General features: G+C 71.2%; 23 protein-coding genes and 3 pseudogenes. 15 read left to right on the top strand and 11 right to left on the bottom strand.

The window, feature by feature from the left end:
- Nucleotides 1–198 precede the first annotated feature (198 nt).
- Nucleotides 199–306: pseudogene (locus ABZZ79_RS06795) on the top strand (LacI family transcriptional regulator); the annotation flags it as partial.
- Nucleotides 307–362: 56 nt separating this feature from the next.
- On the opposite strand, the gene ABZZ79_RS06790 reads toward ABZZ79_RS06795, so the two are convergent.
- The 3 genes from ABZZ79_RS06790 to ABZZ79_RS06780 form a co-directional block, all read right to left on the bottom strand.
- Nucleotides 363–1,997, bottom strand: coding sequence for a DEAD/DEAH box helicase (locus tag ABZZ79_RS06790; protein ID WP_356687182.1), 1,635 nt, complete (start codon nt 1,995–1,997; stop codon nt 363–365).
- An 87-nt stretch (nt 1,998–2,084) separates the two neighbouring features.
- Nucleotides 2,085–2,288 (bottom strand): cold-shock protein, encoded by a 204-nt coding sequence (locus tag ABZZ79_RS06785; RefSeq protein ID WP_031161015.1) that lies wholly within the window; start codon nt 2,286–2,288, stop codon nt 2,085–2,087.
- A gap of 156 nt (nt 2,289–2,444) precedes the next feature.
- Nucleotides 2,445–3,467 carry a GNAT family protein gene (locus ABZZ79_RS06780; protein ID WP_356687180.1) on the bottom strand — a complete coding sequence of 341 codons (1,023 nt, stop codon included), beginning with the start codon at nt 3,465–3,467 and terminating at the stop codon, nt 2,445–2,447.
- 55 nt (nt 3,468–3,522) lie between these two features.
- Here ABZZ79_RS06780 and ABZZ79_RS06775 point away from each other — a divergent pair, with 55 nt between their 5' ends.
- A complete protein-coding gene (locus tag ABZZ79_RS06775; RefSeq protein WP_356687178.1) occupies nt 3,523–4,134 on the top strand; it encodes a TetR/AcrR family transcriptional regulator in 612 nt (203 codons plus the stop codon).
- Entirely contained in the window at nt 4,131–4,505 is a 375-nt protein-coding gene (locus ABZZ79_RS06770; RefSeq protein WP_356687176.1) for a signal peptidase I, read from the top strand. Before ABZZ79_RS06775 ends, ABZZ79_RS06770 begins: the two co-directional genes overlap by 4 nt.
- Nucleotides 4,506–4,928: 423 nt before the next feature.
- Here the strand turns inward: ABZZ79_RS06770 and ABZZ79_RS06765 are convergent, their stop codons facing one another.
- Nucleotides 4,929–5,762, bottom strand: a complete 834-nt coding sequence (locus ABZZ79_RS06765; protein WP_356687174.1) for a class I SAM-dependent methyltransferase — start codon at nt 5,760–5,762, stop codon at nt 4,929–4,931.
- A 238-nt stretch (nt 5,763–6,000) separates the two neighbouring features.
- Here ABZZ79_RS06765 and ABZZ79_RS06760 point away from each other — a divergent pair, with 238 nt between their 5' ends.
- Nucleotides 6,001–6,387: an amphi-Trp domain-containing protein gene (locus ABZZ79_RS06760; RefSeq protein ID WP_356687172.1), complete on the top strand. Its 387-nt coding sequence runs from the start codon at nt 6,001–6,003 to the stop codon at nt 6,385–6,387.
- Nucleotides 6,388–6,475: 88 nt separating this feature from the next.
- Here ABZZ79_RS06760 and ABZZ79_RS06755 read toward each other — a convergent pair whose 3' ends face one another.
- Genes ABZZ79_RS06755 through ABZZ79_RS06745 form a run of 3 tightly spaced genes read right to left on the bottom strand, consistent with a single transcriptional unit; the run spans nt 6,476 to nt 7,876 of the window.
- A complete protein-coding gene (locus tag ABZZ79_RS06755) occupies nt 6,476–7,033 on the bottom strand; it encodes a TetR family transcriptional regulator (RefSeq protein WP_356687170.1) in 558 nt (185 codons plus the stop codon).
- An 11-nt stretch (nt 7,034–7,044) separates the two neighbouring features.
- The gene (locus ABZZ79_RS06750; protein ID WP_356687168.1) at nt 7,045–7,620 is read right to left on the bottom strand and encodes a sugar O-acetyltransferase; all 576 of its coding nucleotides are present in this window, start codon (nt 7,618–7,620) and stop codon (nt 7,045–7,047) included.
- Nucleotides 7,621–7,663: 43 nt separating this feature from the next.
- Nucleotides 7,664–7,876, bottom strand: a complete 213-nt coding sequence (locus ABZZ79_RS06745; RefSeq protein WP_356687166.1) for a DUF4287 domain-containing protein — start codon at nt 7,874–7,876, stop codon at nt 7,664–7,666.
- A gap of 392 nt (nt 7,877–8,268) precedes the next feature.
- On the opposite strand from ABZZ79_RS06745, the gene ABZZ79_RS06740 reads away from it, so the two are divergent.
- The 3 genes from ABZZ79_RS06740 to ABZZ79_RS06730 all read left to right on the top strand — a co-directional run bounded on the left by ABZZ79_RS06740 (nt 8,269) and on the right by ABZZ79_RS06730 (nt 11,981).
- A complete protein-coding gene (locus ABZZ79_RS06740; protein WP_356687163.1) occupies nt 8,269–8,889 on the top strand; it encodes a TetR/AcrR family transcriptional regulator in 621 nt (206 codons plus the stop codon).
- Between the two features lie 447 nt (nt 8,890–9,336).
- A complete protein-coding gene (locus tag ABZZ79_RS06735) occupies nt 9,337–10,251 on the top strand; it encodes a cyclase family protein (RefSeq protein ID WP_356687161.1) in 915 nt (304 codons plus the stop codon).
- Between the two features lie 149 nt (nt 10,252–10,400).
- A complete protein-coding gene (locus ABZZ79_RS06730; protein WP_356687159.1) occupies nt 10,401–11,981 on the top strand; it encodes a GMC family oxidoreductase in 1,581 nt (526 codons plus the stop codon).
- A 112-nt stretch (nt 11,982–12,093) separates the two neighbouring features.
- Here the strand turns inward: ABZZ79_RS06730 and ABZZ79_RS06725 are convergent.
- From ABZZ79_RS06725 to ABZZ79_RS06710, 4 genes and pseudogenes are all read right to left on the bottom strand, one after another.
- Nucleotides 12,094–13,077, bottom strand: a pseudogene (locus tag ABZZ79_RS06725) (glycoside hydrolase family 15 protein); the annotation flags it as partial.
- Nucleotides 13,078–13,198: 121 nt separating this feature from the next.
- Nucleotides 13,199–13,687: a gluconokinase gene (locus tag ABZZ79_RS06720; RefSeq protein ID WP_356687255.1), complete on the bottom strand. Its 489-nt coding sequence runs from the start codon at nt 13,685–13,687 to the stop codon at nt 13,199–13,201.
- A gap of 261 nt (nt 13,688–13,948) precedes the next feature.
- On the bottom strand, nt 13,949–14,092 hold the full coding sequence (locus ABZZ79_RS06715) for a hypothetical protein (protein ID WP_356687157.1): 144 nt from the start codon (nt 14,090–14,092) through the stop codon (nt 13,949–13,951).
- Between the two features lie 916 nt (nt 14,093–15,008).
- Nucleotides 15,009–15,512, bottom strand: coding sequence for a GNAT family N-acetyltransferase (locus ABZZ79_RS06710; RefSeq protein WP_356687253.1), 504 nt, complete (start codon nt 15,510–15,512; stop codon nt 15,009–15,011).
- A 211-nt stretch (nt 15,513–15,723) separates the two neighbouring features.
- Between ABZZ79_RS06710 and ABZZ79_RS06705 the strand changes: the two genes are divergently transcribed.
- From ABZZ79_RS06705 to ABZZ79_RS06670, 8 genes and pseudogenes are all read left to right on the top strand, one after another.
- The gene (locus tag ABZZ79_RS06705) at nt 15,724–16,998 is read left to right on the top strand and encodes an ATP-grasp domain-containing protein (protein WP_356687155.1); all 1,275 of its coding nucleotides are present in this window, start codon (nt 15,724–15,726) and stop codon (nt 16,996–16,998) included.
- 89 nt (nt 16,999–17,087) lie between these two features.
- Nucleotides 17,088–17,936 carry a DUF364 domain-containing protein gene (locus tag ABZZ79_RS06700; protein ID WP_356687251.1) on the top strand — a complete coding sequence of 283 codons (849 nt, stop codon included), beginning with the start codon at nt 17,088–17,090 and terminating at the stop codon, nt 17,934–17,936.
- A pseudogene (locus tag ABZZ79_RS06695) lies at nt 17,933–19,074 on the top strand (cysteine synthase family protein). The gene ABZZ79_RS06700 and the pseudogene ABZZ79_RS06695 overlap by 4 nt, the downstream one beginning before the upstream one ends.
- The gene (locus ABZZ79_RS06690) at nt 19,071–20,135 is read left to right on the top strand and encodes a dipeptide epimerase (RefSeq protein WP_356687153.1); all 1,065 of its coding nucleotides are present in this window, start codon (nt 19,071–19,073) and stop codon (nt 20,133–20,135) included. The pseudogene ABZZ79_RS06695 and the gene ABZZ79_RS06690 overlap by 4 nt, the downstream one beginning before the upstream one ends.
- Complete coding sequence (locus ABZZ79_RS06685) at nt 20,132–21,454, top strand: MFS transporter (RefSeq protein ID WP_356687151.1); 1,323 nt, start codon at nt 20,132–20,134, stop codon at nt 21,452–21,454. The genes ABZZ79_RS06690 and ABZZ79_RS06685 overlap by 4 nt, the downstream gene beginning before the upstream one ends.
- Nucleotides 21,455–21,464: 10 nt before the next feature.
- Nucleotides 21,465–22,301, top strand: coding sequence for a class I SAM-dependent methyltransferase (locus ABZZ79_RS06680; RefSeq protein WP_356687149.1), 837 nt, complete (start codon nt 21,465–21,467; stop codon nt 22,299–22,301).
- On the top strand, nt 22,298–23,524 hold the full coding sequence (locus ABZZ79_RS06675) for an ABC transporter substrate-binding protein (RefSeq protein WP_356687147.1): 1,227 nt from the start codon (nt 22,298–22,300) through the stop codon (nt 23,522–23,524). The genes ABZZ79_RS06680 and ABZZ79_RS06675 overlap by 4 nt, the downstream gene beginning before the upstream one ends.
- A 66-nt stretch (nt 23,525–23,590) precedes the next feature.
- On the top strand, nt 23,591–24,178 hold the full coding sequence (locus tag ABZZ79_RS06670; RefSeq protein ID WP_356687145.1) for an HD domain-containing protein: 588 nt from the start codon (nt 23,591–23,593) through the stop codon (nt 24,176–24,178).
- The last annotated feature ends 33 nt before the right edge of the window (nt 24,179–24,211 follow it).

Below are 24,211 nucleotides of genomic sequence, written 5' to 3'. Positions count from 1 at the left end.
CCCGCAGCGGACCGGCGGCCACTCCCCGGGTCGCGCCCCGCAGCGGACCCGCTGCCGCTCCCCGGGGCGCGCCCCGCGCCGTAACGGGCGCGAAGGGGTGCACCGCGCCGCCGAAATCTGCTCACATACGCCGGGTGACACCAGCGCGTTCCCGCACCAGCCCTCCGCCCGGTCGGCCGATGCTCCTGGCATGACACACAGAGCGGTGCCCGCGCCATGGCCGAACTGCTCGACCGGCGGCCGGACGTCGACGGGGTGTTCGTGGCCAACGACCTGATGGCCCTCGGTGCGCTGCGTACGCTGCGTGGACCCCACCCCGGTGCCGGCACAGGCACTGGGGGCGGACCGCACCCGTCGGGCTCCTAGCCGGCAGAGCCTCGGCGGCCGCCTCGGCGCTCGGCTCCGCGGCCGCCCGATCCGGCGGCACCGCCCGTGGCCCCGCCGGATCCGGCCCGGCGGGCAGAACCGCGTCCGCCGGTCGCAGAGGCGCCACCGGACTTGGCCGCACCTGACTTGGTCGCACCTGACTTGGTCGCACCGGCGACGCCCCGACGGTCGGAGCCACGGCTCCCCGTCCCCGTTGCGGCACCCGTCGGCGTCTTGGCCGTGCCGGCGCTGCGGCGACGGCGGCCGGATCGCCCGCCGGGCTGGGCACCGGTCTTCCGGTCCGGGCGGGACGCCGGCGGGGTCGCCTGCTGGGGGATTTCAATGGTGACAGCCACGCCGGAGGGCTCGCGGGCGCCGGTGATGGTGGCCAGTTCCGCATCGCTCGATGTGACCCGGGCCGTGCGGGGGCGGATGCCCGCGTCCGACATGAGCCGGGTCACATCCCGCTTCTGCTCGGGCAGGACCAGCGTGACCACGCTGCCGGAGCCGCCGGCGCGGGCCGTGCGGCCGCCCCGGTGGAGGTAGTCCTTGTGGTCGGTCGGGGGATCGACGTTCACGACGAGGTCGAGGTCGTCGACGTGTATGCCCCGGGCCGCGACGTTCGTCGCCACCAGCGCGGTGACCTGGCCGTTCTTGAACTGCTCCAGGGTCCGGTTGCGCTGGGGCTGGGAGCGGCCTCCGTGCAGTGCCGCCGCCCGGACACCGACGGCCAGCAGTCGCTTGGCGAGCCGGTCGGCGGACCTCTTGGTGTCGAGGAAGAGGATGACCCGGCCGTCACGGGCCGCGATGCGCGTGGTGACGGCCTTCTTGTCGGTCTCGTCCTGGATGTGGAGCACGTGGTGCTCCATGGTGGTCACCGCTCCCGCGGACGGGTCCACCGAGTGCACCACGGGGTCGGTCAGGAACTGCTGCACCAGGCGGTCGATGTTGCGGTCCAGGGTGGCCGAGAAGAGCATCCGCTGCCCGTCGGGCCGTACCTGCTGGATCAGCCTGGTGATCTGCGGCAGGAAGCCCATGTCGGTCATCTGGTCGGCTTCGTCCAGCACCGTGATGTGTACCTGGTCGAGCACGCAGTCCCCGCGTTCCACGAGGTCGTTGAGCCTGCCGGGCGTAGCCACGAGCACCTCGACGCCGCGCCTGAGCGCACCGGCCTGCTTGGTGATGGACAGCCCGCCGACCACGGTGGTCAGCCGGAGGTTCACGGCTGTGGCGTAGGGGGTCAGCGCGTCCGCCACCTGCTGGGCCAGCTCGCGGGTGGGAACCAGCACCAGGACGAGGGGTGCCTTGGGCTCCGCGCGCAGCCCGGCCGTGCGGGCCAGCAGCGCGAGACCGAACGCGAGGGTCTTGCCGGAGCCGGTGCGGCCCCGTCCCAGCATGTCACGGCCGGCCAGCGAGTTGGGCAGCGTGGCGGCCTGGATGGGGAAGGGGGTGGTCACGCCCTGCGCGGTGAGGGTCTTCAGCAGCCCCGCGGGCATGTCCAGGCCGGCGAAGTCCTCGACGGCGGGAAGTGCGGGGGTCGTGCTTTCCGGAAGCCGGAATTCGCTCGGCGACGACGTTGACGGCCGGGGCGACGAGGAGCGCCGATTCGGCTTCTGGGACCTGCGGGACATGCAGTGATCTGCCTTCCTGGAAATAGCACAAACCGGGGTCCGCACCATCACGGTGCGGACCCCGGTGCGCGGACACGCGTCCGGCGATCAGGCGGGGACGATGTTCTCCGCCTGCGGGCCCTTCTGGCCCTGCGTGACGTCGAACGAGACCCGCTGGCCCTCCTGGAGCTCACGGAAGCCCTGGGTCGCGATGTTCGAGTAGTGCGCGAAGACGTCGGGGCCCCCGCCGTCCTGCGCGATGAAGCCGAAACCCTTTTCGGCGTTGAACCACTTGACGGTTCCCTGTGCCATGACCTGCTCCTTCGATAGGCAGGGGCCCCATCCGGAGACGCCGGAAAAACAAATAATGCGCCTGCAGGAGAAACATTCCCGTCAGGCGCACATAGGTTCATGGGTACCACAACTGCAACACCGAAACATTAGCACAGCTCCGCGGCCCGTGGCAGGTCACCGCCCCTGTGCGCCGGGTTCCTCAGTGCGTTCGACGCCGACCGTGTGCGCGGCAGGCGACGGCACGTCGTCCCAGGCGAGTGAGGACATCCTCCAGCCTTCCGGCGTGCGCAGGAACTGGGTCGTCTTGTGACCTGAGCCCTCGAACCACTCGCCGTAGTGGTAGCCGGACTTGCGGTACTCGCTGAACCGGTGGGCGATCGATCCGAAGATCTCGGTGCGCTCGGCGACCTCCCACTCGGAGAACTCGGTCAGTGTGCCGTCGGTGAGCATCTTCTGGCGGGGTTCGATGAAGGAGTCGAGGTCGTAGATCACCGGCTCGGCGCCGACGTTGGCGATGATGCGCCCCTGGGGGACGAAGACGTCGCGGATGACGTCGAGGTCCGGTCGCCGGCCGTCGGTGTTGGTGAAGGCGCCGACGAACACGGCCATGAGCCGGTCGAGTTCGACCTGCACCGCGGCCGCGGACCCTTCGCGGGCGGCGGGCCATTCCTCGGAGAGGACGGACCAGACCTCGATGTCCCGCCGTCGACCCAGGTGCGGACTGTGCCGCCGCAGTACGCCGTCACGGGTCATGCCCAGCCGGCGCGCGACAGCGACACTGCGGGCGTTGCCGGAGGCGGTCCACCATTCGACCCGGCTCATCCCGCGCTCGGTGAAGGCCCAGTCGATCAGGGCCCGGCAGGCCCGGCTCACCAGACCCCGTCCCTCCCCGGCGCGCTCCGTCCAGCAGCCGATCTCGCAGACGCCGGACGCGCTGTCGAAGCGGGTGAACATGACGCCGCCGACCAGGGTGTCCTCCAGCCAGATGCCGAAGATCCGGCCGGTGTCCGTGGCCTGCCGGTCGGCATAGCGCTGGAGAGTGGCGGTGGCGGACTGGAGGTCGGTACTGAAGGTCGCCCACGGTATCCATGGGTCTACCAGGGGTCGGGCGCGGTCGATGTGGGCCAGGAACTCCGGCGCGTGCCAGGGCTCCAGGGGGCGGAGCCGGGCGAGGTCGTCGAGCGGCAGGGTGAACATGGGAGTCTCGCTCTCTCCTGGTACGTAACAAGCGTTCGGTACGTAAGCTAGCAGCATGCCCCCTGCACCTGGAGACCGAGAAGCCCGTCGTAAGGACGTGTCCGAGGCGGTGTGGCAGGTCCTCGCCGACAAAGGCTTCGGCGGGCTGACCCTGCGCGCCGTCGCGACCGCGATGGGTGTCTCGACGGGGATGCTCATGCATTACTTCCGGACCAAACGCGACCTGGTCGCGCACGCCCTGGACCTGCTGGAGAAGGACACCGCGGGGCGGCCCCGCCGCGAGCGACCCGCCGCCGGACTGGCCACCGTGCGGGCCATGCTCCTGGACATCCTGCCGCTCACCCCGGGCGACACGGCCCGCAACCGCATCTGGGTCAGCTCCTGGGACGTCTCGCTCGCCGACGAGGACCTCGCCGCCGAACAGGCCGGCCGTTACCGCCGGTTGCGCTCGACGGTACGCCCCCACCTGGAGGCCGCCCGCGACCGCGGCGAGCTGCCTGCCGGTGCCGACCCGGAACAACTCGCCGCGACAGCCGTCGCGTTCGTCCACGGCCTGGTCGTCCAGGCCCTCTTCGACCCGGCCCGCTTCCCCGAGGACGTCCAGACCTCCATGGTGGACGACTTCCTCACCTCGATCGCCCTGCCCCGCTACCGTCCGAAGACATGACCGACAGCGTGTACGTGGGCAATGCGGGCAAGGACGCGGCACTGGACCGGGGCTGGCTGCTGGGGCATTTCAAGGACGCCTCCGATCCTCGGCGCAGCGAAGCCGTGGAGATCAAATGGGGTGTCCACCCGCAGGGCGATGAGCGGGCCCAGTGGGTGACTGGCGAAGAGCGCACCGCCCTGCTGGTCCTCATCAGCGGGCGCTTCCGGGTGGAACTGCCCGGTCGCAGTGTTCTCCTGGCCCGGCAGGGGGACTACGTCGTGTGGGGCCGAGGCGTCGACCACTCCTGGTTCGCGGAGGAGGAGTCCGTGGTACTGACGGTCCGCTGGCCCTCCGTGCCCGGCTACCGGCCTCCGAGCCCCGTGGACTGACTGCTGCCCGTGCCGGAAGGACTCACGGTCCTCGGCGCGTGCGACAGGAGCAGTGCTCGACGCTCGTGCGGGTGACAGACGTATTCCAGCCGTCCCCGGGCGGGCCGACCTCGGTTGTCATCAGGTCACCGTTCCAACGATCTGACAGGAGAACTCGCGCGGACGTACTTTCCGGACTCCTCGCCACCCTCAGCAGCCTCCTCGGCGGTCTGCTCGGAGGTGGACTTCCCCTCTGACATCCGCTGACCCCATCAGCGCGCGGGGCCCGGACCCGTCCCAGGTCCAGGCCCCGCGGCAGGTGACATGAAGCCGCGGGCACACGCGGTGCCACCCGTGCGGGTGAGATGTGCGGGACATCCCCGGCGGCAGGTCGGCCGGGGGCAGCGGCTCGATCCGCGGCCACTGCCCTTCGGTCAACGAGGCTTATGCGTCTGTCCGGTGGGCCGTGAGCAGAAGGTACTCCCAGTCCATGGCGCCGTCGGCGAGGTGCCGGGCGGCCAGGTCGTCGAGTGCCGCGTCGAGGGCGGCCACCCGCTCGGGGTCGTCGGAGATGAAGCGGTACGTGGCGATGGTCGGCCCGTAGCAGGCCTTGAAGAACTCCCGGAACTCCTCCGGCCGCGCGAACTCGTCGACGTGGACGGACTGTCGGCGGGCTTCGACATCGGTGGCACGGTCCCCGAACAGGGAGTGCACATGATCCGGATCGCCCCACAGGGGTGCCGGCTGGGCACCGGGCGGCGGCGGGGGAGCGTAGGGGCGCATGGCGGAGAACATCTGCCCGATGAACCCTTCCGGGGTCCAGTTGATCAGGCCGATGGTGCCGCCGGGGCGGCACACCCGGACCATCTCGTTGGCCGCCTGCTCGTGGTGCGGGGCGAACATGACGCCCACGCAGGACATCACCGTGTCGAACTCGCCGTCCGCGAAGGGCAGCGCCTCCGCGTCCGCCTCCTGCCAGTCCAGCTCGGCGCCGCGCTCCGAGGCCTCGCGGCGGCCGACCTCAAGGAGTTCGGGCGTGAGGTCGCTGGCGACGACGTCGGCGCCGAGGAGGGCGGCGGGGATGGCCGCGTTCCCGGAGCCCGCCGCGACGTCCAGGACGTGGTCGCCCTGCTGGACGCCGCACTCCCGCACCAGCTCGCCCCCCAGCTCGGGGATGACAGTCGATGCCACGGAGGGGTAGTCGCCGAGCGACCACATCGCACGGTGTTTCGCCTTCAGGGCCTGGTCGGCGCGGGCCGCTTCGCTCGCCTCAGTCATGACAAATCCCTCTGCTTCCGTACCGCCACTGTCGGTCTTCAAGCCGGGTTTCACATGTTCAGCTCCAGTATGGGCCCATATGGCACAACCATCACAAAATCATCCTCCTCTGCGATGTGTGGGTGCTTTTGCCGAGCGAGCCCGTCGGCCCCGTGCCGATGGACGGGATGCGGATCGGGCACCGGCGACGACAATGAGTCTTGCCAGTTGTGCGAACTTTGCGTCGAATGGTGGATACATGGCCAAGGACCTCAGTTTCGAGTGGAAGAACTCACTGTCCCGCCACGAAGCCGCGGACCGGCTCGCGGCGCTGGCCGAAGCGCTCAGGAAGGGCGGGGAAGCCGAGTTGGAGCTCGGGTCGGCAGCGCTGAGCCTGCGTATCCCGGACGAGCTCCGTACCGAGGTGGAAGTGGAGGTCGGTGACGGCGAGATCGAGCTGGAGATCGAGCTGAAGTGGCCGACGCGCAAGTCCTCCGCGACTGCCCCGGCCCCTGCTCCTGCCCCTGAGGCAACGACGGCCGAGAGTTCGCCCCGGCCCGCACCCAAGACGGCTTCGCGGACCGTCCGCAGCCGGAAGTCCACGTCACCCGAAAAGCCCAAGCGCGCGCCTGCCAAGCGCACCTGACCTGAGGCACCGGCCCTGCGCCCGCGCCGCTTCACCGTGCGTCGCACGGGTGGGCCCGCATCCCGGGTCACCGGCCCGTCGCCATCGGTCAGCGGGTCTGTGCCCCCGTCGAGGTGATGCGGGCGATCGCTTCGAGCGTCAGGGCGCGCCCGTGGGGTTCCCGGGACAGGGCACGGTGGAGGGTCAGGCCCTCGATGAGGGCGTCCAGTTGCCGGGCGGTGTCCGGGTCGAAGTGCCTTTCCAGATGGACGCGGCTGCGGCGCATCCATTCGTGGGTGAGGTCGCGGTAGGCGGGCTGCCGGGCGGCGAGGGTGTACAGCTCCTGGGTGAGGACCAGATCGCGCCGGCTGCCGTCCGAAAGCGCGTGGACCAGGTCGGCCACTGCCAGCCGGGCTGCTGTCGCGTCGGCCGGGGCGGCGAGGTGGGCGTCGAAGACGGCGACGATGTGGTCGGCGAAGCGGGCGAAGGCCTCACGGAGGAGGTCGTCGATGCCGCTGAAGTGGTAGGTCATCGACCCCAGGGGGACCCCGGCCCGCGTGGCGATCCTCCGATGGGAGACACGCGCGATGCCCTCCTCGGCGATCAGGTCGAGGGCGGCGTCGAGGATGCGGGAGCGGCGCTGGGGGTCGATGTGTCCGGTGGCCATGGCGGCGGCCCCTACAGGTCGCGTACCGGCCGGGCGGGGTTGCCCACGGCGACGACGTTCGCGGGAATGTCCCCGGTGACCACGGCGCCCGCCCCGATGACGGAGTTGTCGCCGACGGTGACGCCGGGGCAGACGATCGCTCCGCCGCCGAGCCAGACGTTGTCGCCGATGGTGATCGGCTTGGCGGCTTCCAGCTTGTCGCGCCGGGGTCGCGGCTCCAGCGGGTGGGTGGGGGTGAGCAGTTGGACGTTCGGGCCGATCTGGCAGTCCTCGCCGATGGTGATGGCCGCGATGTCGAGGGCGGTGAGATTGAAGTTGACGAAGGTGCGCGCGCCGATGGTGATGTTGCTGCCGTAGTCGACGTGCAGGGGCGGCCGGACGTGCGCCTCCGCGCCGAGCGCCCCGAGGAGTTCGGCGAGGATCGGCCGCGCGGCGTCCGCGTCCTCGGCGGCCTGGTAGCGGGAGGCCAGGTGAACGGCCTGCTGCTGGCGGCGGGCGATCTCGGGGTCGTCGGCGATGTAGAGGTCGCCCGCCTGCATGCGTTCCAGGTTCGTGCGCGGATCGCCCGCGAAGTGGTCCGTAGCCATGCGTACGAGCGTACGCATGGCCTGGCGGTGGCCCGTCGGGGTCCTACTCGGCGCTGTCCTCCGCGAGCGTATGGGCGACGAGCGCGTTGGCGTGTCCGTGGCCGAGCCCGTGTTCCGTCTTCAGCCAGGTGACGAGCTCCATGTGCTTGGTCAGGGGTGAGGCGCGGATCAGGTCCTTCCAGTGCGCGATGGGGCGGCCATACTTCTTCTCGATCGAGGGGAAGTAGCTGGCGGGGCCCTTGGGTGCCGTGGTCATCGCGGTCTCCTGTCGCTGGTGTACGGGCGTGGTGTTGTTCTACGTCTTGATCGGGCGGGCGGTGGCGGCGGCCGACCACGGCAGGCCCGGTCCGGCGCCGACGGTGAAGGCCGCGGCCGAGGCGGACGAACCGGCGAAGCCGACGAGGGCGCCGAGGGGTGCGAGGCGGGAGCCGGCTGCCCAGGTGCGCTGCCTGTGGTGGGAGGTGAAGTGGCGGGCCAGTACGAAGAAGGCCGACTACAGGCCGGCGAGGTGGCCCAGCAGGCCATTGAGCATGCGGGCCATCGCATTTCACTCCCCGGGACAGAACTAGACGGTGTAGTACTCGTGAGGTCGTAGGCGCTACAGTAGCCACGCAGAACTAGACTGTCCAGTACTGACGGAGGAGCGGCGTGGAAGCGAACGAGCAGAGCCGGTCGGCCCGCAAGCACACGGCGATCATGGACGCCGCGACGCGGGCGTTCATGGCCAAGGGCTACTCGGGGACCAGCATGGACGACATCGCGAAGCTGGCCGCCGTCTCCAAGCAGACCGTCTACAAGCACTTCGCCGACAAGGAGAAGCTGTTCGCCGAGATCGTCCTGGCCACCACCGGTCAGGTGGAGGGCATGGTCGGACTCGTGGCCGACATTCCGGCGGACGCCGACCGGCTGGAGGAGAACCTCACCCGGCTCGCCGGCGAGCTCCTCACCGTGCTCACCCGGCCCGAGGTGCTGCGACTGAGGCGCCTGATCATCGCCAACGCCGATGTCTTCCCGGAGCTGGGCGCCTCCTGGTACGCGCAGGGCTTCGAGCGGGTTCTCGCCACCCTGGCGGCGACCTTCCGGCGTCTCGCCGACGAGGGCCTGCTCCGGATCAGCGACCCGCATCTGGCCGCCAACCACTTCTCCGGCCTGCTGCTCTGGATCCCCGTGAACAAGGCCATGTTCCACGGCAGCCCCCAGCACACCCCGGAGGAACTCGACCACTACGCCACCGCCGGCGTCGCCGCCTTCCTCGCCGCCTACAGCTGAAGCGGCCCCTGTCGACCGCCCGCCTCGCCCCTCGACGCGGGCGCGATCCCCGCGTCGGCAGGTTCGGCCGTAGCCGTCATCAGGCCGAGAAGTGCGCTGTCGGTGAGCGGAACAGCGCGTGCCGTACGACGCGGTCGGGGCCGATCACCACAATGTGCGCCCAAGGCCGTACGCGGCATCCCCGAAGACGACGACATCGCCTGCCTCGCGGCCGCTCCGACCGCCCCGGCTGAGACGGCCTCCGGGCCACCCCGGAGTGCGCGCCGGTCCCCGGGACACGACAGTGAGAGAGGGGGCGCCGAGGAGGAGCGTCATGACAGATCACCCGACCCGCACACCGCCCGCGGTGTCCGCCCCCGCTGTCCGGTGCCGGACAGCTCGGCCGGGCGACCGGTCGCGATGAGCGCGGGCGCGCGGTTCCCGGCGCTCTCGCCGACCCCGCCCCCCTTGTCCGAGGCGGCCTTCCGGGAGCTGTACCGCGCGCTGCGCGAGCAGTCGTCGCGCGAGGTGGACAGCCGTCGCGGAGCGCTCGCCCGGCTCACTCCCGAGAGGGTGGCGGCCGCCGCCGGCGAGGTCCGCACCGGCCGCGCCGTCTCGCTCGCCGCCCCCGTCCAGACCGTGCCGGGACCGGACGACCCGCAACCCGCGTCCCACTGGATGATCGCGCCGGCAGCCGGGGACAACGTCTCGCGGGGACTGCACTTCGCCCGCGACCGGTTCGCCATGAACGTGCACGGCGACGCCGACAGCCACCTCGACGCACTGTGCCATGTGATCTTCGACGGTGAGCTGTTCGGCGGGGTCCCGGCGAGCACGGTGACGCCGGATGGAGCCCGCGAGCTGACGCTGGACGCGGTGGCGGACGGCATCGTCGGACGCGGGGTGCTGCTGGACATCCCCCGGCTCGGGGGCGTGCCCTGGCTGGAGGCCGGCGACCAGGTGAGCGCGGAGGATCTCATGGCCGCCGAGGAGGCTCAGCGGGTCACGGTCGGACCGGGCGATCTGCTGTTCGTGCGGGTGGGACACCGCCGACGGCGGCGCGACCTCGGCGCCTGGGACCCCGCACCGGCGCGGGCGGGCCTGCACCCGGCGGCGATGCGCTTCCTGGCCGAGCGGGGTGTGGCCGTCCTGGGGTCGGACGGCAACAATGACGCGGCCCCCAGCGCGGTGGAGGGGATCGCCTATCCCGTGCACGTACTGGCGGTGCACGCGATGGGCCTGCATCTGCTGGACTACCTGGACTTCGAGGCGCTGGTGCCGGTCTGTGAGGAACTGGGCCGCTGGCAGTTCCTGTGCGTGGTCGCCCCGCTGAGGCTCCAGGCGGCCACGGGCTCACCGGTCAACCCGATCGCCGTGCTGTGACCCGGTCCCCGCCCTGCTGCGGATGCCGCACCACCTGGTTGCGTATAACTTCGAAAAGGGGCGGGAGACCGGTCGGGTCTCCGAGACACATCAGGTTCGACAGGTGGTCCAGGGGGCACAAGACCGAGCTGGCAAGGATGGTGGTCGTCATGGACGACTCCCCCCAGTACGACGTCGTCATCATCGGCACCGGTGCGGGCGGGGGAACGCTCGCTCACCGCCTCGCCCCGTCCGGCAAGCGCGTTCTCGTCCTCGAACGAGGTGACTATCTGCCGCGCGAACGTGACAACTGGGACTCCACGGCCGTGTTCGTCAAGGGAAAGTACCGGGCGCCTGAGTTCTGGCTCGACAAGCACGGCAACGAGTTCCCGCCCGAGGTCAACTACTACGTCGGCGGAAACACCAAGTTCTACGGCGCCGCGCTGTTCCGGCTGCGTCCGGAGGACTTCGGGGAGATCACTCATCACGACGGCATCTCCCCGGCCTGGCCGATCGGTTACGAGGATCTGAAGCCGTACTACACCCAGGCGGAACACCTCTACCGAGTGCACGGCAGGCACGGCGAGGACCCTTGGGAAGGGTCCTGCAGTGAGCAGTACGCCTATCCGCCGGTCGAACACGAGCCACGCATCCAGCAGTTGAGCGACGACCTGGAGAAGCAGGGACTGCACCCCTTCCATCTGCCCATCGGTGTCGACCTCACCCAGAACGCGCTCGGCGGGGCCGTCCACTCCAGCGTCTGCATCCGCTGCAACCGGGTCGACGGTTTCCCCTGTCTCGTGCGGGGCAAGTCCGACGCCGAAGTGGTCTGCGTGGAACCGGCGTTGGAGCATCCGAACGTGGAGATGGTCACCAACGCCAAGGTGACACGGCTGGAAACCGATCCGACGGGGCGCAGTGTCACGGCCGTCGTCGCCGAACTCGCGGACGGGCAGCAGGCCCGCTTCTCGGCCCATATCGTCGTCGTGGCCTGCGGAGCGGTCAACTCGGCCGTGCTGCTGCTCGCTTCGGCCGGCGACCGGCACCCCGACGGGCTGGCCAACAGTTCGGGCGTGGTCGGCCGCCACTACATGCGCCACAACAACCTGGCGCTGATGGCGGTGTCGAAGGAACCCAACGACACCCAGTTCCAGAAGACCCTCGCCCTGCACGACTGGTACCTCGGCGCGGACGACTGGGACTACCCCCTCGGCGGCATCCAGATGCTGGGCAAGTCGGACGCCGAGCAGATCCACGGCGAGGCCCCGCGCTGGGCCGGTGCGGTGGCACCCGACATGCCTTTCGAGGTCCTGGCCCACCACGCCGTCGACTTCTGGCTGTGCGGGGAGGACCTGCCACTGCCCGACAACCGCGTCACTCTGGAATCCGACGGCCGGGTGCGCCTCGCGCTCGACGAGAACCACAACACCGCCGGTCTGTCCCGCCTGCGGCACAAGCTCCAGCACATGCTCGGCCATCTCGGGATGCACGAGCATCACCTGCTGTCGCACAGCATCTACCTGCACAAGGGCATGCCCATCGGCGCGACCGCCCATCAGGCCGGCACGGTGCGCTTCGGCACCGATCCGGCCTCCTCCGCCCTGGACATCAACTGCAAGGCGCACGACGTCGACAACCTGTACGTCGTCGACACGAGCTTCTTCCCGAGCATCGGGGCGGTGAATCCGTCCCTGACCGCCATGGCCAATGCCCTCCGGGTGGGCGACCACCTCATCGAGCGGCTCGGCTGACTCGCCAGGCACACGGACTCGGCGCGCCGACCTCCCGGCGTACGGACGGGAAGCCGGCGCGCTGACACGTCCCGGCGCACGGGAGGTATCTGCTCAGGCGTCCCGGCGCGGGCTAGGCACGGTTGAGAGCGGCGTCCAGGGTGATGGCCGCGTCGATGAGGGCCAGATGGGTGAACGCCTGCGGGAAGTTGCCGAGCTGACGGCCCGTCGGGTCGATCTCCTCGGAGTACAGACCCAGATGGTTCGCGTACCCCATCATCTTCTCCAGCACCAGCCGTGCCTTGTCGGTGTGGCCCGCGCGTGCCAGAGCGTCGACGTACATGAAGGTGCACAGGGAGAAGGTGCCTTCAGAGCCGCGCAGGCCGTCGGGTGAGGCCTCGGGGTTGTACCGGTAGACCAGGCTGTCGCTGACCAGCTCCTGCTCCATGGCGGCGAGCGTCGACGTCCACAGGGGGTCGTCGGGGGTGATGAACCCGACCGTCGCCATGCGCAGCAGCGAGGAGTCGAGGACGTCGTTGCCGTAGTGCTGGACGAAGGCCTGGCGTGCCTCGCTCCAGCCCTTTGACATGACCTGCTGGTAGCAGTCGTCGCGTGCGACCCGCCAGCGTTCGGCGGCCGCGGGCCGGCCGTTGGACTCTGCGAGCCGCAGGGCGCGATCGAAGGCCACCCAGGACATCACGCGGCCATAGGTGAAGTGCTCCCGGCCGCCACGGGTCTCCCACAGCCCTTCCTCCGCCCGATCCCAGTGGTCCACCAGCCAGTCCAGATTGGTCAGCAGCGCGTTCCATCCGTGGTGTCCCACCTGCAGACCGTGCCGGTGCGCGAAGTAGATGCTGTCGAGGGCCTCGCCGTAGATGTCCAACTGCGGCTGTTCGGCGGCCCCGTTGCCGATCCGTACCGGTGAGGAACCCGCGTAGCCCGCCCAGTGGTCGAGGGTCTCCTCGATCAGGTCCGAGGAGCCGTCCACCCGGTACATGATGTTCAGGGGACCGGTGTCCCCGGCGCTTCCGGCGCGCTCCCTGACGCGGTCGGCGAGCCACTGGGTGAAGGCCTTTGCCTCGTCCGTGAACCCCAGCCCCAGCAGGGCGTACACGGTTGAACACGCCCCCCTGTGAAGCGAGCAGGTCGACGGCCGCCCCGGTGAGCGAGGGCGGCATCACCATGCGGAAGTGGACCAGTTCCATAGGGCGCAGCATGATCCGGCGGACGCGGTCCCGCTACTCGGCCGACCGGACCAGGTCCTGCACCACCAGCGCGAGCACCTGTTCCCGGCTTCCCGACGCGTCGATGGTCACGCCCGGCTCGTCGGCCTCCAGCGGTTGGAGTATCTCGTACTGGGAGTCCAGCAACGACGGTGGCATGAAGTGCCCCTGCCGGCCGGCGATGCGCTGCTCCGCCAGCCGGTGATCGAGGGCCAGATACACGAAGTACAGGTTGGCGCCCGTGCCGCGCAGGTGGTCTCGGTAGGCGCGTTTGAGGGCCGAACAGGAGACGACGCCGCCCAGTTCACCGGCCGCGGCCGCTCGGACCCGGTCGGCGAGAGCCGCCAGCCACGGACCGCGGTCGCCGTCGTCGAGGGGGTGCCCGGATGCCATCTTGGCGCGATTGGCGGCGGGGTGCAGGTCGTCGCCCTCCAGGAAGGGCACACCGAGCCGCTGGGCCACTCGGGCGCCGACGGTGGATTTCCCGGACGCCGACACGCCCATGACGACCACGATCCGCGGACCTCGGACCTTCCCGGTCAAGAACCCTCCCTGAGCCGACGGGGATATACGGGTACCAGTCCAATATGACCCGGAGTCCGAGGTGGCGCTCGCGCTGCCGCTCCTTCTGTGAGTGAGACCAGTCGCAGTGGCCGCGCCACCTTCTGGCGGACCGTCCGTCGACGCTTCGCGGACCGGTCGGAGTCCGGGACGCGGCGGCGCATCGGCTCCGCGCCGAGTGACGGCGGGAGCGGTCACGCGCCCTCAGGCCCGGTGCCACATGTCCGACAGACGCACGCCGTGAACCACGCGAAGGCGCCGCAGTTGCCAGCGGGCCAGGAGGAGCAGGGTCAGCGGGCCGGTGAGGCCCAGTACGAGGCGGACCGGCATGGAGACCTTGTCGTACATGGGGTCCCCGAGCGAGGAGGGAGAAGGCGAGCAGGGAGAATATGGGCAGGATGGCCGGCAGTCCGTCGTTGATGTCGGCGGTACGTCCTCCGTTGAGGACGAGCAGAAGGCCTCCGTATCCGCCGAAGAGGGCCAGCCAGAGGCCGCATACGGCGGACCCGGGTGAATTCGGCGGCCAGTCGGAGAGATCTGTCTGCGCGAAGACGATCCACGCTGTGAACGAGAGGACGAAGGCGAGGAACGGGCCGCGCCACCGCACCGTCGCGGCCCACTTCCGGCCCTTGGGTGTCATCGCGACCGCGAACAAGGCCGCATAGAAGATCAGCTGCACGGCACTGAAGCCGTAGGCGAGGCTCAGCCCGAACTGGCCGGGTATCTCGCGCAAGGGGACCAGCCCGAAGGCCAGCCAGGTGGCGACGGTCAGGGTGAGGCCGAGTACGTTTCGCCAGAACTGGACTCTCTCCACCGCGCGGTCGACGACCCGGTCAGGGCGTGTCGGCGTGCATATCCGGTGCGCGGCGATCACCGGGACCAGCCAGCCCAGCCACCACATCACACCGCGCCCTCGCCCGGGGGACGGCACGGAAGACAGGTGCGGCAGTCAGCCGGGGGAACGTCCCCGGCGTCGTCGTCGTGCTCGCACGTGTCGTACTCGCTGTCCCATTGGTACCCCCCCCGTACCCGCGATCACCAGGCTCGCGCCGTGGCGCCTTGTGCATTCATCCGATAGGTGCAACTACCTTAGGGAATGGGGGGCTTGGGGTCATCCTCGCGTTACCGCACTGAACAGGGGGCGTGACATCAGGGGCCTGGCCCGGCCCGTGGACACCGCGTCCCGCGAGAGGGTCGTCGTGAGTACCGCGGGCTCGGGCGGCCGCCCGATGCTTGGCCCGGCGGACGGTGGAGTGGGCGGTTCTCACGTGGCGGCGGACGACGTCGCAGCGAACTCTTCGAGCGGGATCTCGAAGTGGACGGTTCCGAATCCACCGTGTTCTCCGGTGGGGCGGGCGTCGAACACCTCGGTGGCCATGCCGCGCCAGAAGCCTTCCGCGCCGGGGATGTCGACGTTGGTGTGCAGGTAGACGCGTTCGTATCCGGGGACGGTCGCGGCGAAGGCGCAGGCGGTGTGCACCATCGCGCGGGCGAGCCCGTGGCGCCGGTGCCCGGGGCGTACGTACACGCGCAACAGTTGGGCGGTCCGTCCCGAGGGGTAGCGCTCGACGAGGCTTCGCGGGTGTGGTGGGTGGGCGGGGCCGCGTGAGTTGAGGGCGGTGGTGCCGACCACCTCGCCGTCGTCGCGCACGGCCACGACGAGTGTGTGCCTCGGATCCCGCAGATAGGTGCCCTCCAGATCGATGACATCGGGGTGCCAGTCCGGCACGTATCCGTAGTCGAACTCCCGGTAGAAGGTGTCCAGCATGACGCTTCGGGCGCCGGACAGGTCCGCGGTTCTCGCGTGCCGCACTGTGTAGGGACCGATCCTCTGATCTCGCGTCAGTTCTGCCACCGGACTCCGCCTCTCCTGCTGTGGGGCTCCGCACGCTACCGGAAAACCGCCCTATTGGAAATGAAAACGATTTCGGATAGCGTCTGCGTCGCACAGAGCCGACGGCAGTCTGGGAGGAAGACAGGTGGGACATCTGCTGGTGATCGAAAGCTGGGTGGGGTCGATGAGCAGGCTGCTGCCCAGAGCGATCCGCGAAGAGGGGCACGAGTTCACCTTCGTCACCCGCGACCTGCACCACTACCTGCGTTCGACTCCCGCGGGCGACGGGACTCACCCGCTGCTCACGGCCCGCAACGTCATCACGGCGGACACCAACGACACGGGCGCTCTCCTCGCGCGGATGGAGGGCCTGCACACCGTCCTCGGATTCGACGGGGTGGTCTCCTCGTGCGACTACTACCTGCCGGCCGTCGCGCACACGGCCCGACGGCTCGGCTTGCCCGGACCCGCTCCGGAGGCCGTCGAAGCGGCGTGCCGCAAGGACCTGACGCGCCGCGTGCTCGCCGAAGCCGGTGTGGCCGGGCCTCGATTCGCGATCCGCGAGGGAGCCGGGGAGGCGGCCGCCGCCGCTCGGGAGATCGGCTACCCGCTCGTCGTGAAGCCGGTGGACCTGTGCGCCGGCATGCTGGTCCGCGCGGTGCGCGACGAGCGCGAACTGGAACTCGCCTGCCAGGCCCTGGCCGAGTTCCCGGTCAACGCCCGTGGCCAGGACCGCGTGCCCGTGGTCCTGCTCGAGGAACTGCTCGACGGGCCCGAAGTCAGCGTCGAGACGGTCTCGTACGGCGGCACCACCCACGTCGTCGGCGTCACCGACAAGAGCATCGGCGGGGCACCGGCCTTCATCGAGACCGGCCACATGTTCCCGGCCGGCGTCGAGGAGGTCCCGGCGGCGCAGGCCACCGAGACCGCGCTGCGGGCGGTCGAGGCGCTGGGCCTGGACCAGGTGGTCTGCCACACCGAGGTCAAACTGACGTCCGACGGGCCCCGGGTGGTCGAGGTCAACCCCCGCCCGGCCGGCAATCGCATCACGGAACTGGTCCGCCACGTCACCGGCGTCGACCTGGCCACCGCCTGCGTGGACGTGGCCCTCGGCCGTGTGCCCGACCTGGCGCCGCGATCGACCGGCGTGCGCAGCGCCGCCATCGCCTTCCTCCTGCCCGGCGCCGTCGGCACCCTCACGGGCGTCGAGGGGGCGGAGGCCGTCCGGGGCCGGCCCGAGGTACTGGAGCTCAGCCTTGCCGAACCCGGCCGCGCCGTGCGCGCCGCCACCAGCAACAACGAGTACCTCGGCCACGTCATGACCGTCGACACCGAGGGCGGCGGCGCGCGGGCGAACGCCGAGCGGCTGCTCGCGGAACTGCGCCCCGGCTACGAGCCCTCCTCGGCGGTGCCCGCGTGAACCTGTCCGCCTCGCACCCGTCTCAGATCTACGGCCCGCGCACGCGCGAACCGGCCCACGGCGACCCTGTCGTCCGGACCGTCGACCGGTTGTTCGACCTGGTCCGCGCCGGGGTCTACGGATCCGACCCGGCCCACGAGCGGATCTCGCTCGCCTTCACCACCGCTCAGGCCGTCCGTCACGAGAGCCGCGCCCGCGGCTATCGCAACGAGGTGCTCAGCCTGCGGCTCGGCGCGGCCGTGGGGTCCTGCGCCGTGGAGCCCGGGGAGCTGCCCGACGGCGCCCTCGACGACTGCGTGGGCGCCACAGTCGCCGACCTCCTCGGCCATCCGCTCCTGCCGGTGCGGATCGCGGCCCTCGATGCCCACCTGGCCCACGTACGCCCGCACACGCCGGACCACGGCGCCCACCCGTATCCTCTGGCGGCCGGAAGTTCGCTGAGCCGTTCGCGGGCCCGGGCCCGCGCAGTCGTCGATCTGCTGCCCGCCGACGCGGCCCCCGCCCCCGATGCCGACGCCGCCCCCGGCCCCGACGCGGACGCCGGCCGGTTCGGCGAGCGCCGTCCCGTCCTGGTCGTCGGGGTCGTCAACTCCCTACTGGAGCAGCTGCGTTCACGCGGTCTCGACTACCTGCCGTGCGACCTCAAGGGCGGCACCACCGAGTGGGGCGAGCCCGTGCTGACCGACGCGGCCGCACACCTGGAGCGCTGCGGCGCGATCCTCGCCTCCGGCATGACCCTCGGCAACGGCACCTTCCAGAGCCTGCTCGACCACGCCGCCGCGACCGGCAAGCCGCTCGTGATGTTCGCCCAGACCGGCAGCGCCGTTCTGCCCCGATTCCTCGGAGCCGGGGTGAGTGCCGTGTCCGCCGAGCCGTACCCGTTCTTCTGGCTCGACGGCGGCCCGGGGACCATCCACCGCTACGGAGACCGCGCATGACTCTCGCTCCGCCCGAGCTCAGCGCCCACGCCGGCGCCAACCCCGATCTGCTGCCCCTGCTGGGGCGCACTCCGGTCGCTCGCATCCGCACCGATCTGCCCCACCCCCACCCCGGGTTCTGGGCCAAACTCGAATGCCTCGGGGCCGGCGGGATGAAGGCCCGCGCCGCGATGTCCATGCTCACCGCGGCCCGGCGGCGCGGTGAACTGCGCCCCGGGGCCACGGTCGTGGAGTCCACCTCGGGCACCATGGGCATCGGGCTGGCCTTCGCCGGACAGACCCTCGGCCACCCCGTCGTCCTCGTCGGCGACAGCGAACTCGAACCCTCCATGCGGCAGTTGCTGCGCGCCCACGGCGCCCTGCTGGAGCTGGTCGACCGTCCGGCGCGCCGAGGCGGCTGGCAGGCCGCCCGCATCACCCGGCTGCGCGAGGTGCTGGCCCGCACCGAGAACGCCTACTGGCCCGACCAGTACAACAACCCCGACAACCCGGCCGGTTACCGGTCGATGGCAGCGGAACTGATCGGCCAGCTCGACCACGCGGACGTCCTGGTGTGCAGCGTCGGCACCGGCGGGCACAGCGCGGGACTGGTCGGCCCGCTGCGCCGCCGCTGGCCCCGGCTGAAGGTGGTCGGAGTCGACTCGGTCGGCTCCGCCATCTTCGGCCAGCCCGCGCGGCCGCGCCTGATGCGCGGACTGGGCAGCAGCATCCACCCGGGCAACGTGCGCCACGGCGTCTTCGACGAGGTGCACTGGGTGGGCCCCGCCGAGGCCGTCGACGCCTGCCGCCGGCTCGCCCGCGGCAGCTTCGTCAGCGGCGGCTGGAGCACCGGCGCCGTCGCCCTGGTGGCCGCGTGGGCCGCCAGGGCCGAGCCCGGAGCCGTCGTCGCCACGGTCTTCCCCGACGGCCCGCACCGCTACCTCGGCACCGTCTACGACGACGACTTCTGCCGTGCGCACGGCTCACCGCCACCGTCCCCGCCACCCGCCCGCTGGAGATCCCGCACCCGCGCGCGGCCGAGGCCCTCGGCTGGACCCGCTGCCGCCGCACAGTCCTCGACCCCGTCACCGCTTCCGGTGGCGCGTCCGAGCGCGCGTCCCTCGCCGTCCATGTCCCGGCTCCCGGAGGTTCCGTATGAGACTCACCTGGCACACCGCCTCGCTGGAACTGGCGGAGCCGCTGCGGATCTCCCGCTCCGTGATGACCCGCAGGGACGCGGTCTGGGTCGCTCTCGAACACGGCGGGCTGCGCGGCTGGGGGGAGGCCGTCAGCAGTCGGTACCTCGGGCTGCCCACCGAGGAGATCCTGCGCAGGCTGAACGACGTACGCCCCGTGGTCGAGCGGCTTGCGGACCCGGAGACCGCCTGGGCCGAACTCGCCCCCGCGGGTCCGCTCGGCGCCGACCTGCCCCCGGGGGTCCTCGCCGCGGTCGAGGCCGCCGTACTGGACCTGACCGGAAAGCGGGCCGGTGAGCCCGCCCACCAGCTGCTCGGCAGCCCCGTGCCGCCGTCCGCGCCCACGGCGCGCACCATCGGCATCGTCCCTCCCGTGTCCGCCGCCGTTCAGGCCGGCCGGCTCGTCGAGGCCGGCTTCACCGTCCTGAAGGTCAAGGCGGGATCCCCCGATTCCGCCGAGGACGTGGCCCGCGTCGCGGCCGTCCGCGAGGGCGCGCCCGACGCCCAGCTGCTGCTCGACCCCAACGGGGCCTGGACCGAGGAGCAGGCCCATGCCCTGCTGCCGCGGTTCGCCGCCCTCGGCGTCACCGCCGTGGAACAGCCCATCGCGGCCGGCCGGCCCGAGGCCCTGGCGCGGGTCGCCGCCGCCTCCCCCGTGCCGGTGATCGCCGACGAGGACGCCGTCTCCTACGAGGACGCCGCAGCCCTCGCCGGACGTGTCCAAGGGGTCAACGTCAAACTCGCCAAGTGCGGCGGCGTACGGCACGCGCTGCGCATCCACGCCGCGCTGCGCGGCAGCGGCACCGACCTCATGCTCGGCTGCCTCACGGCGAGTTCGCTCGGCATCGCACCCGCCGTCCACCTGGTCGACCGGGCCCACTGGGTCGACCTCGACGGGCATCTGCTCCTCGCCGACGACCCGTGGGCCGGAATCGGCGGTACCGACGGCACCGTACGCGCCGCCCCACGCGGCGGCCTGGGAGTGCTGCCCCGCGCGGGCATACCCTCCGGGGCCGCACGGTGAGAACCCTCGCGGCGGTGCGCGGCTTCCCGCCGGCCCTGCGTCTCCTGCTTGTCAACCAGTTCGGCGTCAACACCGGCTTCTACCTGCTCATCCCGTACCTCGCCACCCACCTCACCGACGACGTCGGACTCTCGGCGGCCATGGTCGGGCTGGTCCTGGGCCTGCGCAGTCTCAGCCAGCAGGGGCTGTTCCTGATCGGGGGCTCGGCGGCGGACCGCCTCGGGGCCCGTGGTGTGATCATCGCGGGCTGTGGGCTGCGGACCCTCGGCTTCGCGCTGTTCGCCCTCGGCGACGCCCTGCTCGTGCTGATCACCGCAGCGGTGCTGAGCGGGCTGGCCGGTGCCCTGTTCAACCCGGCCGTGCGGACGTACGTCGCCCAGGAGGCCGGCGGGCGCAGAGCCGAGGCGTTCGCGCTGTTCAACGTGTTCGCCACGGCCGGGGCGCTGCTCGGGCCGCTGCTGGGGACCCTGCTGCTGCTCGGTGGTTTCAGGGCGGCGGCGCTCACCGCGGCGGGCGTGTTCGCGCTGCTCACCCTCGCGCAGGCCGCGCTGCTGCCCGCCCGTGCGCGGCCACGGCCGGCCGGCTCCGTCCTCGGAGACTGGCGGGAGGCGGCGGGCAACCGCCGTTTCGTGGCCTTCGCACTGGCCATGGTCGGCATGCACGGCTTGGAGAGCCAGCTCTATCTGCTGCTTCCGCACGCCGCGCGGCAGGCCACGGGCTGGACGGGCGCCGTCGGGCTGCTCTTCGTCGTCGGCACCGTCGCCAACCTCCTGTTCCAGCTCCGGCTCACCCGCCGGCTCACCGCGCGGGAGGGCGGCCGGGGCCGCTGGATCGCCGCCGGGCCGGCCGTCGGCGGGCTCGGCTTCGTACCGCCGATGCTGGTCGCGGGAGCGGCGGGGACGGACCCGGCCCGGCTCCTGCCCGTCCTGGCCGGGGCGCTGCTGCTGTACCTCGGGCTGATGACCGCCCAGCCCTTCGTCATGGAACTCATCCCCGCGTTCGGGCGGACGGAGCTCACCGGCACGTTCTACGGCCTGTTCCACGCCGTCTCCGCAGGGGCGACGGCGGCCGTCGGCGCGGGTGTCGGATGGGCCATGGACACCGCCGCGCAGGGCGGCCCGGCATGGCTTCCGTACGCCTGCTGCACGGCCCTGGGCCTCGCCTCCGCGGCGGCCGTCGCACTCCTGCACCGGCGCGGGGCCCTGCCCGGACCGCCCCCCCACCCCACACGCGCCGGACCGCCCCGGCCTCCCCGGCCGGAAGGGACCCGGCACCGCACCCGGCCGGCCCATCCGCCGCCTCGAACAGTGAGCCCGTGAGCGAGAGCAGATGAACGACGGCAACCTCCTGACCGACCACCCCGAGCTCTACGAAGAGCGCTTCCCCGACCCCGACCGCCTCGCCGCCCGCTGGGCCGAGGACACCCTGCGCCGTCACGGCGCGGGTCCACGGGTCCTGGACATCGGCTGCGGCACCGGCCGCGACGCGGCCTGGCTGCACCACCACGCCGGACGACGCGTCACCGGCATCGACACCGCCGAGACGATGCTCGCCCACGCCCGCGACCGACACCCCGGCCCCGACCACCACCGCGCGGACATGCGGGACTTCGACCTCGGCCGGACCTTCGACGCGGTCCTGTGCCTGGACAGCGCCCTGCTGTACTGCCACACCAACGAGGACCTGGCCGCCTGCCTCGCCGCCTGCCGCCGCCACCTGGCCCCCGGCGGACTGCTCATCGCGGAGATGCGCAACGGCGCCTTCTTCCTCGGCAACACCGAACTCCTCGACGGGCCACGCACCGCGTCCTTCGAACGGCACGGCACCACCCACACCTCGCGCACCAGTCTGTGGATCGACCACGCCGCCCAACTCCTGCGCCGCCGCCGCGTCTGGACCGCCGACGACGGCTCACCACCGCAGGAGCAGCACTCCGCCTGGCGGCTGCTGTTCCCCCAGGAACTGCGGTACTTCCTCACCCTCGCGGGCTTCGAGGTACTCGCCCTCCACGACGGCCCCGGCCCACGCACCGAACCGCCGTGGCGCGAGGGCGACTTCCCGCACGGGACGGCGAGCTCCGACCGTCTGCACCTCGTCGCCCGGCTCGTTCACCGAAACCACCCCCCGCTCGACTCCCCGCACAGCAACGGAGACACCAGATCGTGAACAGCCCGCACTCCGGCCTCGACCGCCGGGGCTTCCTCCTCGCCACCACCACGGCGGCCGCCCTCACCCTGACCGTCGGCTGCGCCGGCACGTCCGACGACACCAAGAACGCCGCCGAGACGGGCACCCCGCAGCGCGGCGGCACCCTGCGCGCCGCCTTCGCGGGCGGCGGCGCCGACGAGACACTCGACCCGCACGCCACCAACCTGTTCGTGGACGCCGCCCGCGCCAAGTCCCTCTACGACAAGCTCGCCGACTTCGGCACCGACCTCGCCCCCGTGCCGCGCCTCGCCGAACGCTGGGAGCCCAACCGGACCCTGGACATCTGGAAGGTCACCCTCCGCGAGGCCGCCTTCCACGACGGCCACCCCGTCACCGCCGAGGACGTCCTCTACAGCTACCGCCGGATCGCCGACCCCGCGGGCACCTTCCGCGCCAAGGCGTCCCTGGAGCCCATCGACCTCGCCGCCAGCCGCGCCCTCGACGCGACCACCGTCGAGTTCCGGCTGAAGCGTCCGTACGCCGAATTCCCCAACGTGCTCGCCGCGTTCGGCGCGTACATCGTCCCCGGGAACACGACCTCCTTCGACCAGCCCGTCGGCTCCGGCCCGTTCACCTTCGGCTCCTTCACCCCCGGCAAGTCCCTGACCGTCGAGCGCAACGACGCGTACTGGGAGGGCGCGCCCCACCTCAACCGGGTCGAATTCATCGTCGCCTCCGAGGAGTCGGCCCGCACCAGCGCCCTGCTCGGCGGACAGGTCCAGTGCGCCCACGAACTCGACCCCGCCACCGCCCGCACGTACGAGGGAGGAGGGAAGATCAACGTCATCCGGCTGCCCGGCAGCTCCATGCAGGGCTTCGTGATGAAGACGGACCGGCCCCAGGCCGCCAACTTCACTGTGCGGCGGGAGGCGAAGCTCACGGCCAACGCCTCCCCGGAGCCGGTGGCCAAGAACGCCACGCTCACCGTGAACGGCAGGCTGACCCGCGCCAACTGGCAGACCCACAAGTACGACGGCTACTCGGGCCGTTCGGTGAAGCTTCAGTTCCGCAGGGCGGGCACCTCCACGTACACCGACGTCAAGACGGTGACCAGCGGCAGCGGTGGCGCGCTGAAGACCACGGTCAAGGCCACGGCCGACGGCTACTGGCGCTGGTACCACGCCGCCACCACCACGACCTCGACGGCCAGGGCCACGGGCGACTACGTCGACGTACGCTGACCTTCTGCGGAGCGGATGGCGCGCCGACCGGCCCGCCGGAACCGGGTGCCGAGGCTTGGAGCTGGGATGAGAACCGAGGACATCCGCGCGCTGCATGAGAAGTACGCGCCGACTCAGGAAGCGTTCGATCTCGTGTACACGCACTGCGAGATCGTCTGGAGCGTCGCCCAGAACCTCATCGACGGAGCCGGACCGCAGGTGGACGTCGACCTGGTGAGAACAGGCTGTCTGCTGCACGACATCGGGGTCTATCACCTCTACGACGCCCAAGGGCACCTCGACCACAAGAACTACGTACGGCACGGCGTACTCGGGCACGAGATCCTCAGCAAGGAGAACCTCCCCGAGCGGGTCTGCCGGTTCTGCTCCTGTCACACGGGCGTCGGACTGACCCGAGCGGACATCCTCACGCAGGGCCTGCCCCTGCCTCCCCGCGACTACCTCGCGGACTCCATGGAGGAGAGGCTGGTCATGTACGCCGACAAGTTCCACAGCAAGACCAGCCCGCCGAGATTCTGGACCGCGTCCACCTACGCCCGTCACATCGGACGCTTCGGCAGCGCGAAGGTCGAGGCGTTCGACGCGCTGCGGGCGGAATTCGGGGAACCGGATGTGGCGGTTCTGGCCGCCCGCTTCGGGCACAGGTGGGGGTGACCTCGCGCACCGAAGGGCCGTCCCCCGCCCGCT

This window comes from Streptomyces sp. NPDC006458 (genome assembly GCF_040612135.1).
Lineage (GTDB): Bacteria > Actinomycetota > Actinomycetes > Streptomycetales > Streptomycetaceae > Streptomyces.
The sequence above is the reverse complement of the archived record's forward strand: the minus strand, read 5'-3'. Positions and strand labels throughout refer to the sequence as shown.

Excerpts from the sequence above, each read along its gene's own strand:
- ABZZ79_RS06790 (WP_356687182.1), bottom strand. The coding sequence starts at position 1,997 with ATGTCCCGCAGGTCCCAGAAGCCGAATCGGCGCTCCTCGTCGCCCCGG.
- ABZZ79_RS06785 (WP_031161015.1), bottom strand. The coding sequence starts at position 2,288 with ATGGCACAGGGAACCGTCAAGTGGTTCAACGCCGAAAAGGGTTTCGGC.
- ABZZ79_RS06780 (WP_356687180.1), bottom strand. The coding sequence starts at position 3,467 with ATGTTCACCCTGCCGCTCGACGACCTCGCCCGGCTCCGCCCCCTGGAG.
- ABZZ79_RS06775 (WP_356687178.1), top strand. The coding sequence starts at position 3,523 with ATGCCCCCTGCACCTGGAGACCGAGAAGCCCGTCGTAAGGACGTGTCC.
- ABZZ79_RS06770 (WP_356687176.1), top strand. The coding sequence starts at position 4,131 with ATGACCGACAGCGTGTACGTGGGCAATGCGGGCAAGGACGCGGCACTG.
- ABZZ79_RS06765 (WP_356687174.1), bottom strand. The coding sequence starts at position 5,762 with ATGACTGAGGCGAGCGAAGCGGCCCGCGCCGACCAGGCCCTGAAGGCG.
- ABZZ79_RS06760 (WP_356687172.1), top strand. The coding sequence starts at position 6,001 with ATGGCCAAGGACCTCAGTTTCGAGTGGAAGAACTCACTGTCCCGCCAC.
- ABZZ79_RS06755 (WP_356687170.1), bottom strand. The coding sequence starts at position 7,033 with ATGGCCACCGGACACATCGACCCCCAGCGCCGCTCCCGCATCCTCGAC.
- ABZZ79_RS06750 (WP_356687168.1), bottom strand. The coding sequence starts at position 7,620 with ATGGCTACGGACCACTTCGCGGGCGATCCGCGCACGAACCTGGAACGC.
- ABZZ79_RS06745 (WP_356687166.1), bottom strand. The coding sequence starts at position 7,876 with ATGACCACGGCACCCAAGGGCCCCGCCAGCTACTTCCCCTCGATCGAG.
- ABZZ79_RS06730 (WP_356687159.1), top strand. The coding sequence starts at position 10,401 with ATGGACGACTCCCCCCAGTACGACGTCGTCATCATCGGCACCGGTGCG.
- ABZZ79_RS06720 (WP_356687255.1), bottom strand. The coding sequence starts at position 13,687 with ATGGGCGTGTCGGCGTCCGGGAAATCCACCGTCGGCGCCCGAGTGGCC.
- ABZZ79_RS06715 (WP_356687157.1), bottom strand. The coding sequence starts at position 14,092 with ATGTACGACAAGGTCTCCATGCCGGTCCGCCTCGTACTGGGCCTCACC.
- ABZZ79_RS06710 (WP_356687253.1), bottom strand. The coding sequence starts at position 15,512 with ATGCTGGACACCTTCTACCGGGAGTTCGACTACGGATACGTGCCGGAC.
- ABZZ79_RS06690 (WP_356687153.1), top strand. The coding sequence starts at position 19,071 with ATGAGACTCACCTGGCACACCGCCTCGCTGGAACTGGCGGAGCCGCTG.
- ABZZ79_RS06680 (WP_356687149.1), top strand. The coding sequence starts at position 21,465 with ATGAACGACGGCAACCTCCTGACCGACCACCCCGAGCTCTACGAAGAG.
- ABZZ79_RS06670 (WP_356687145.1), top strand. The coding sequence starts at position 23,591 with ATGAGAACCGAGGACATCCGCGCGCTGCATGAGAAGTACGCGCCGACT.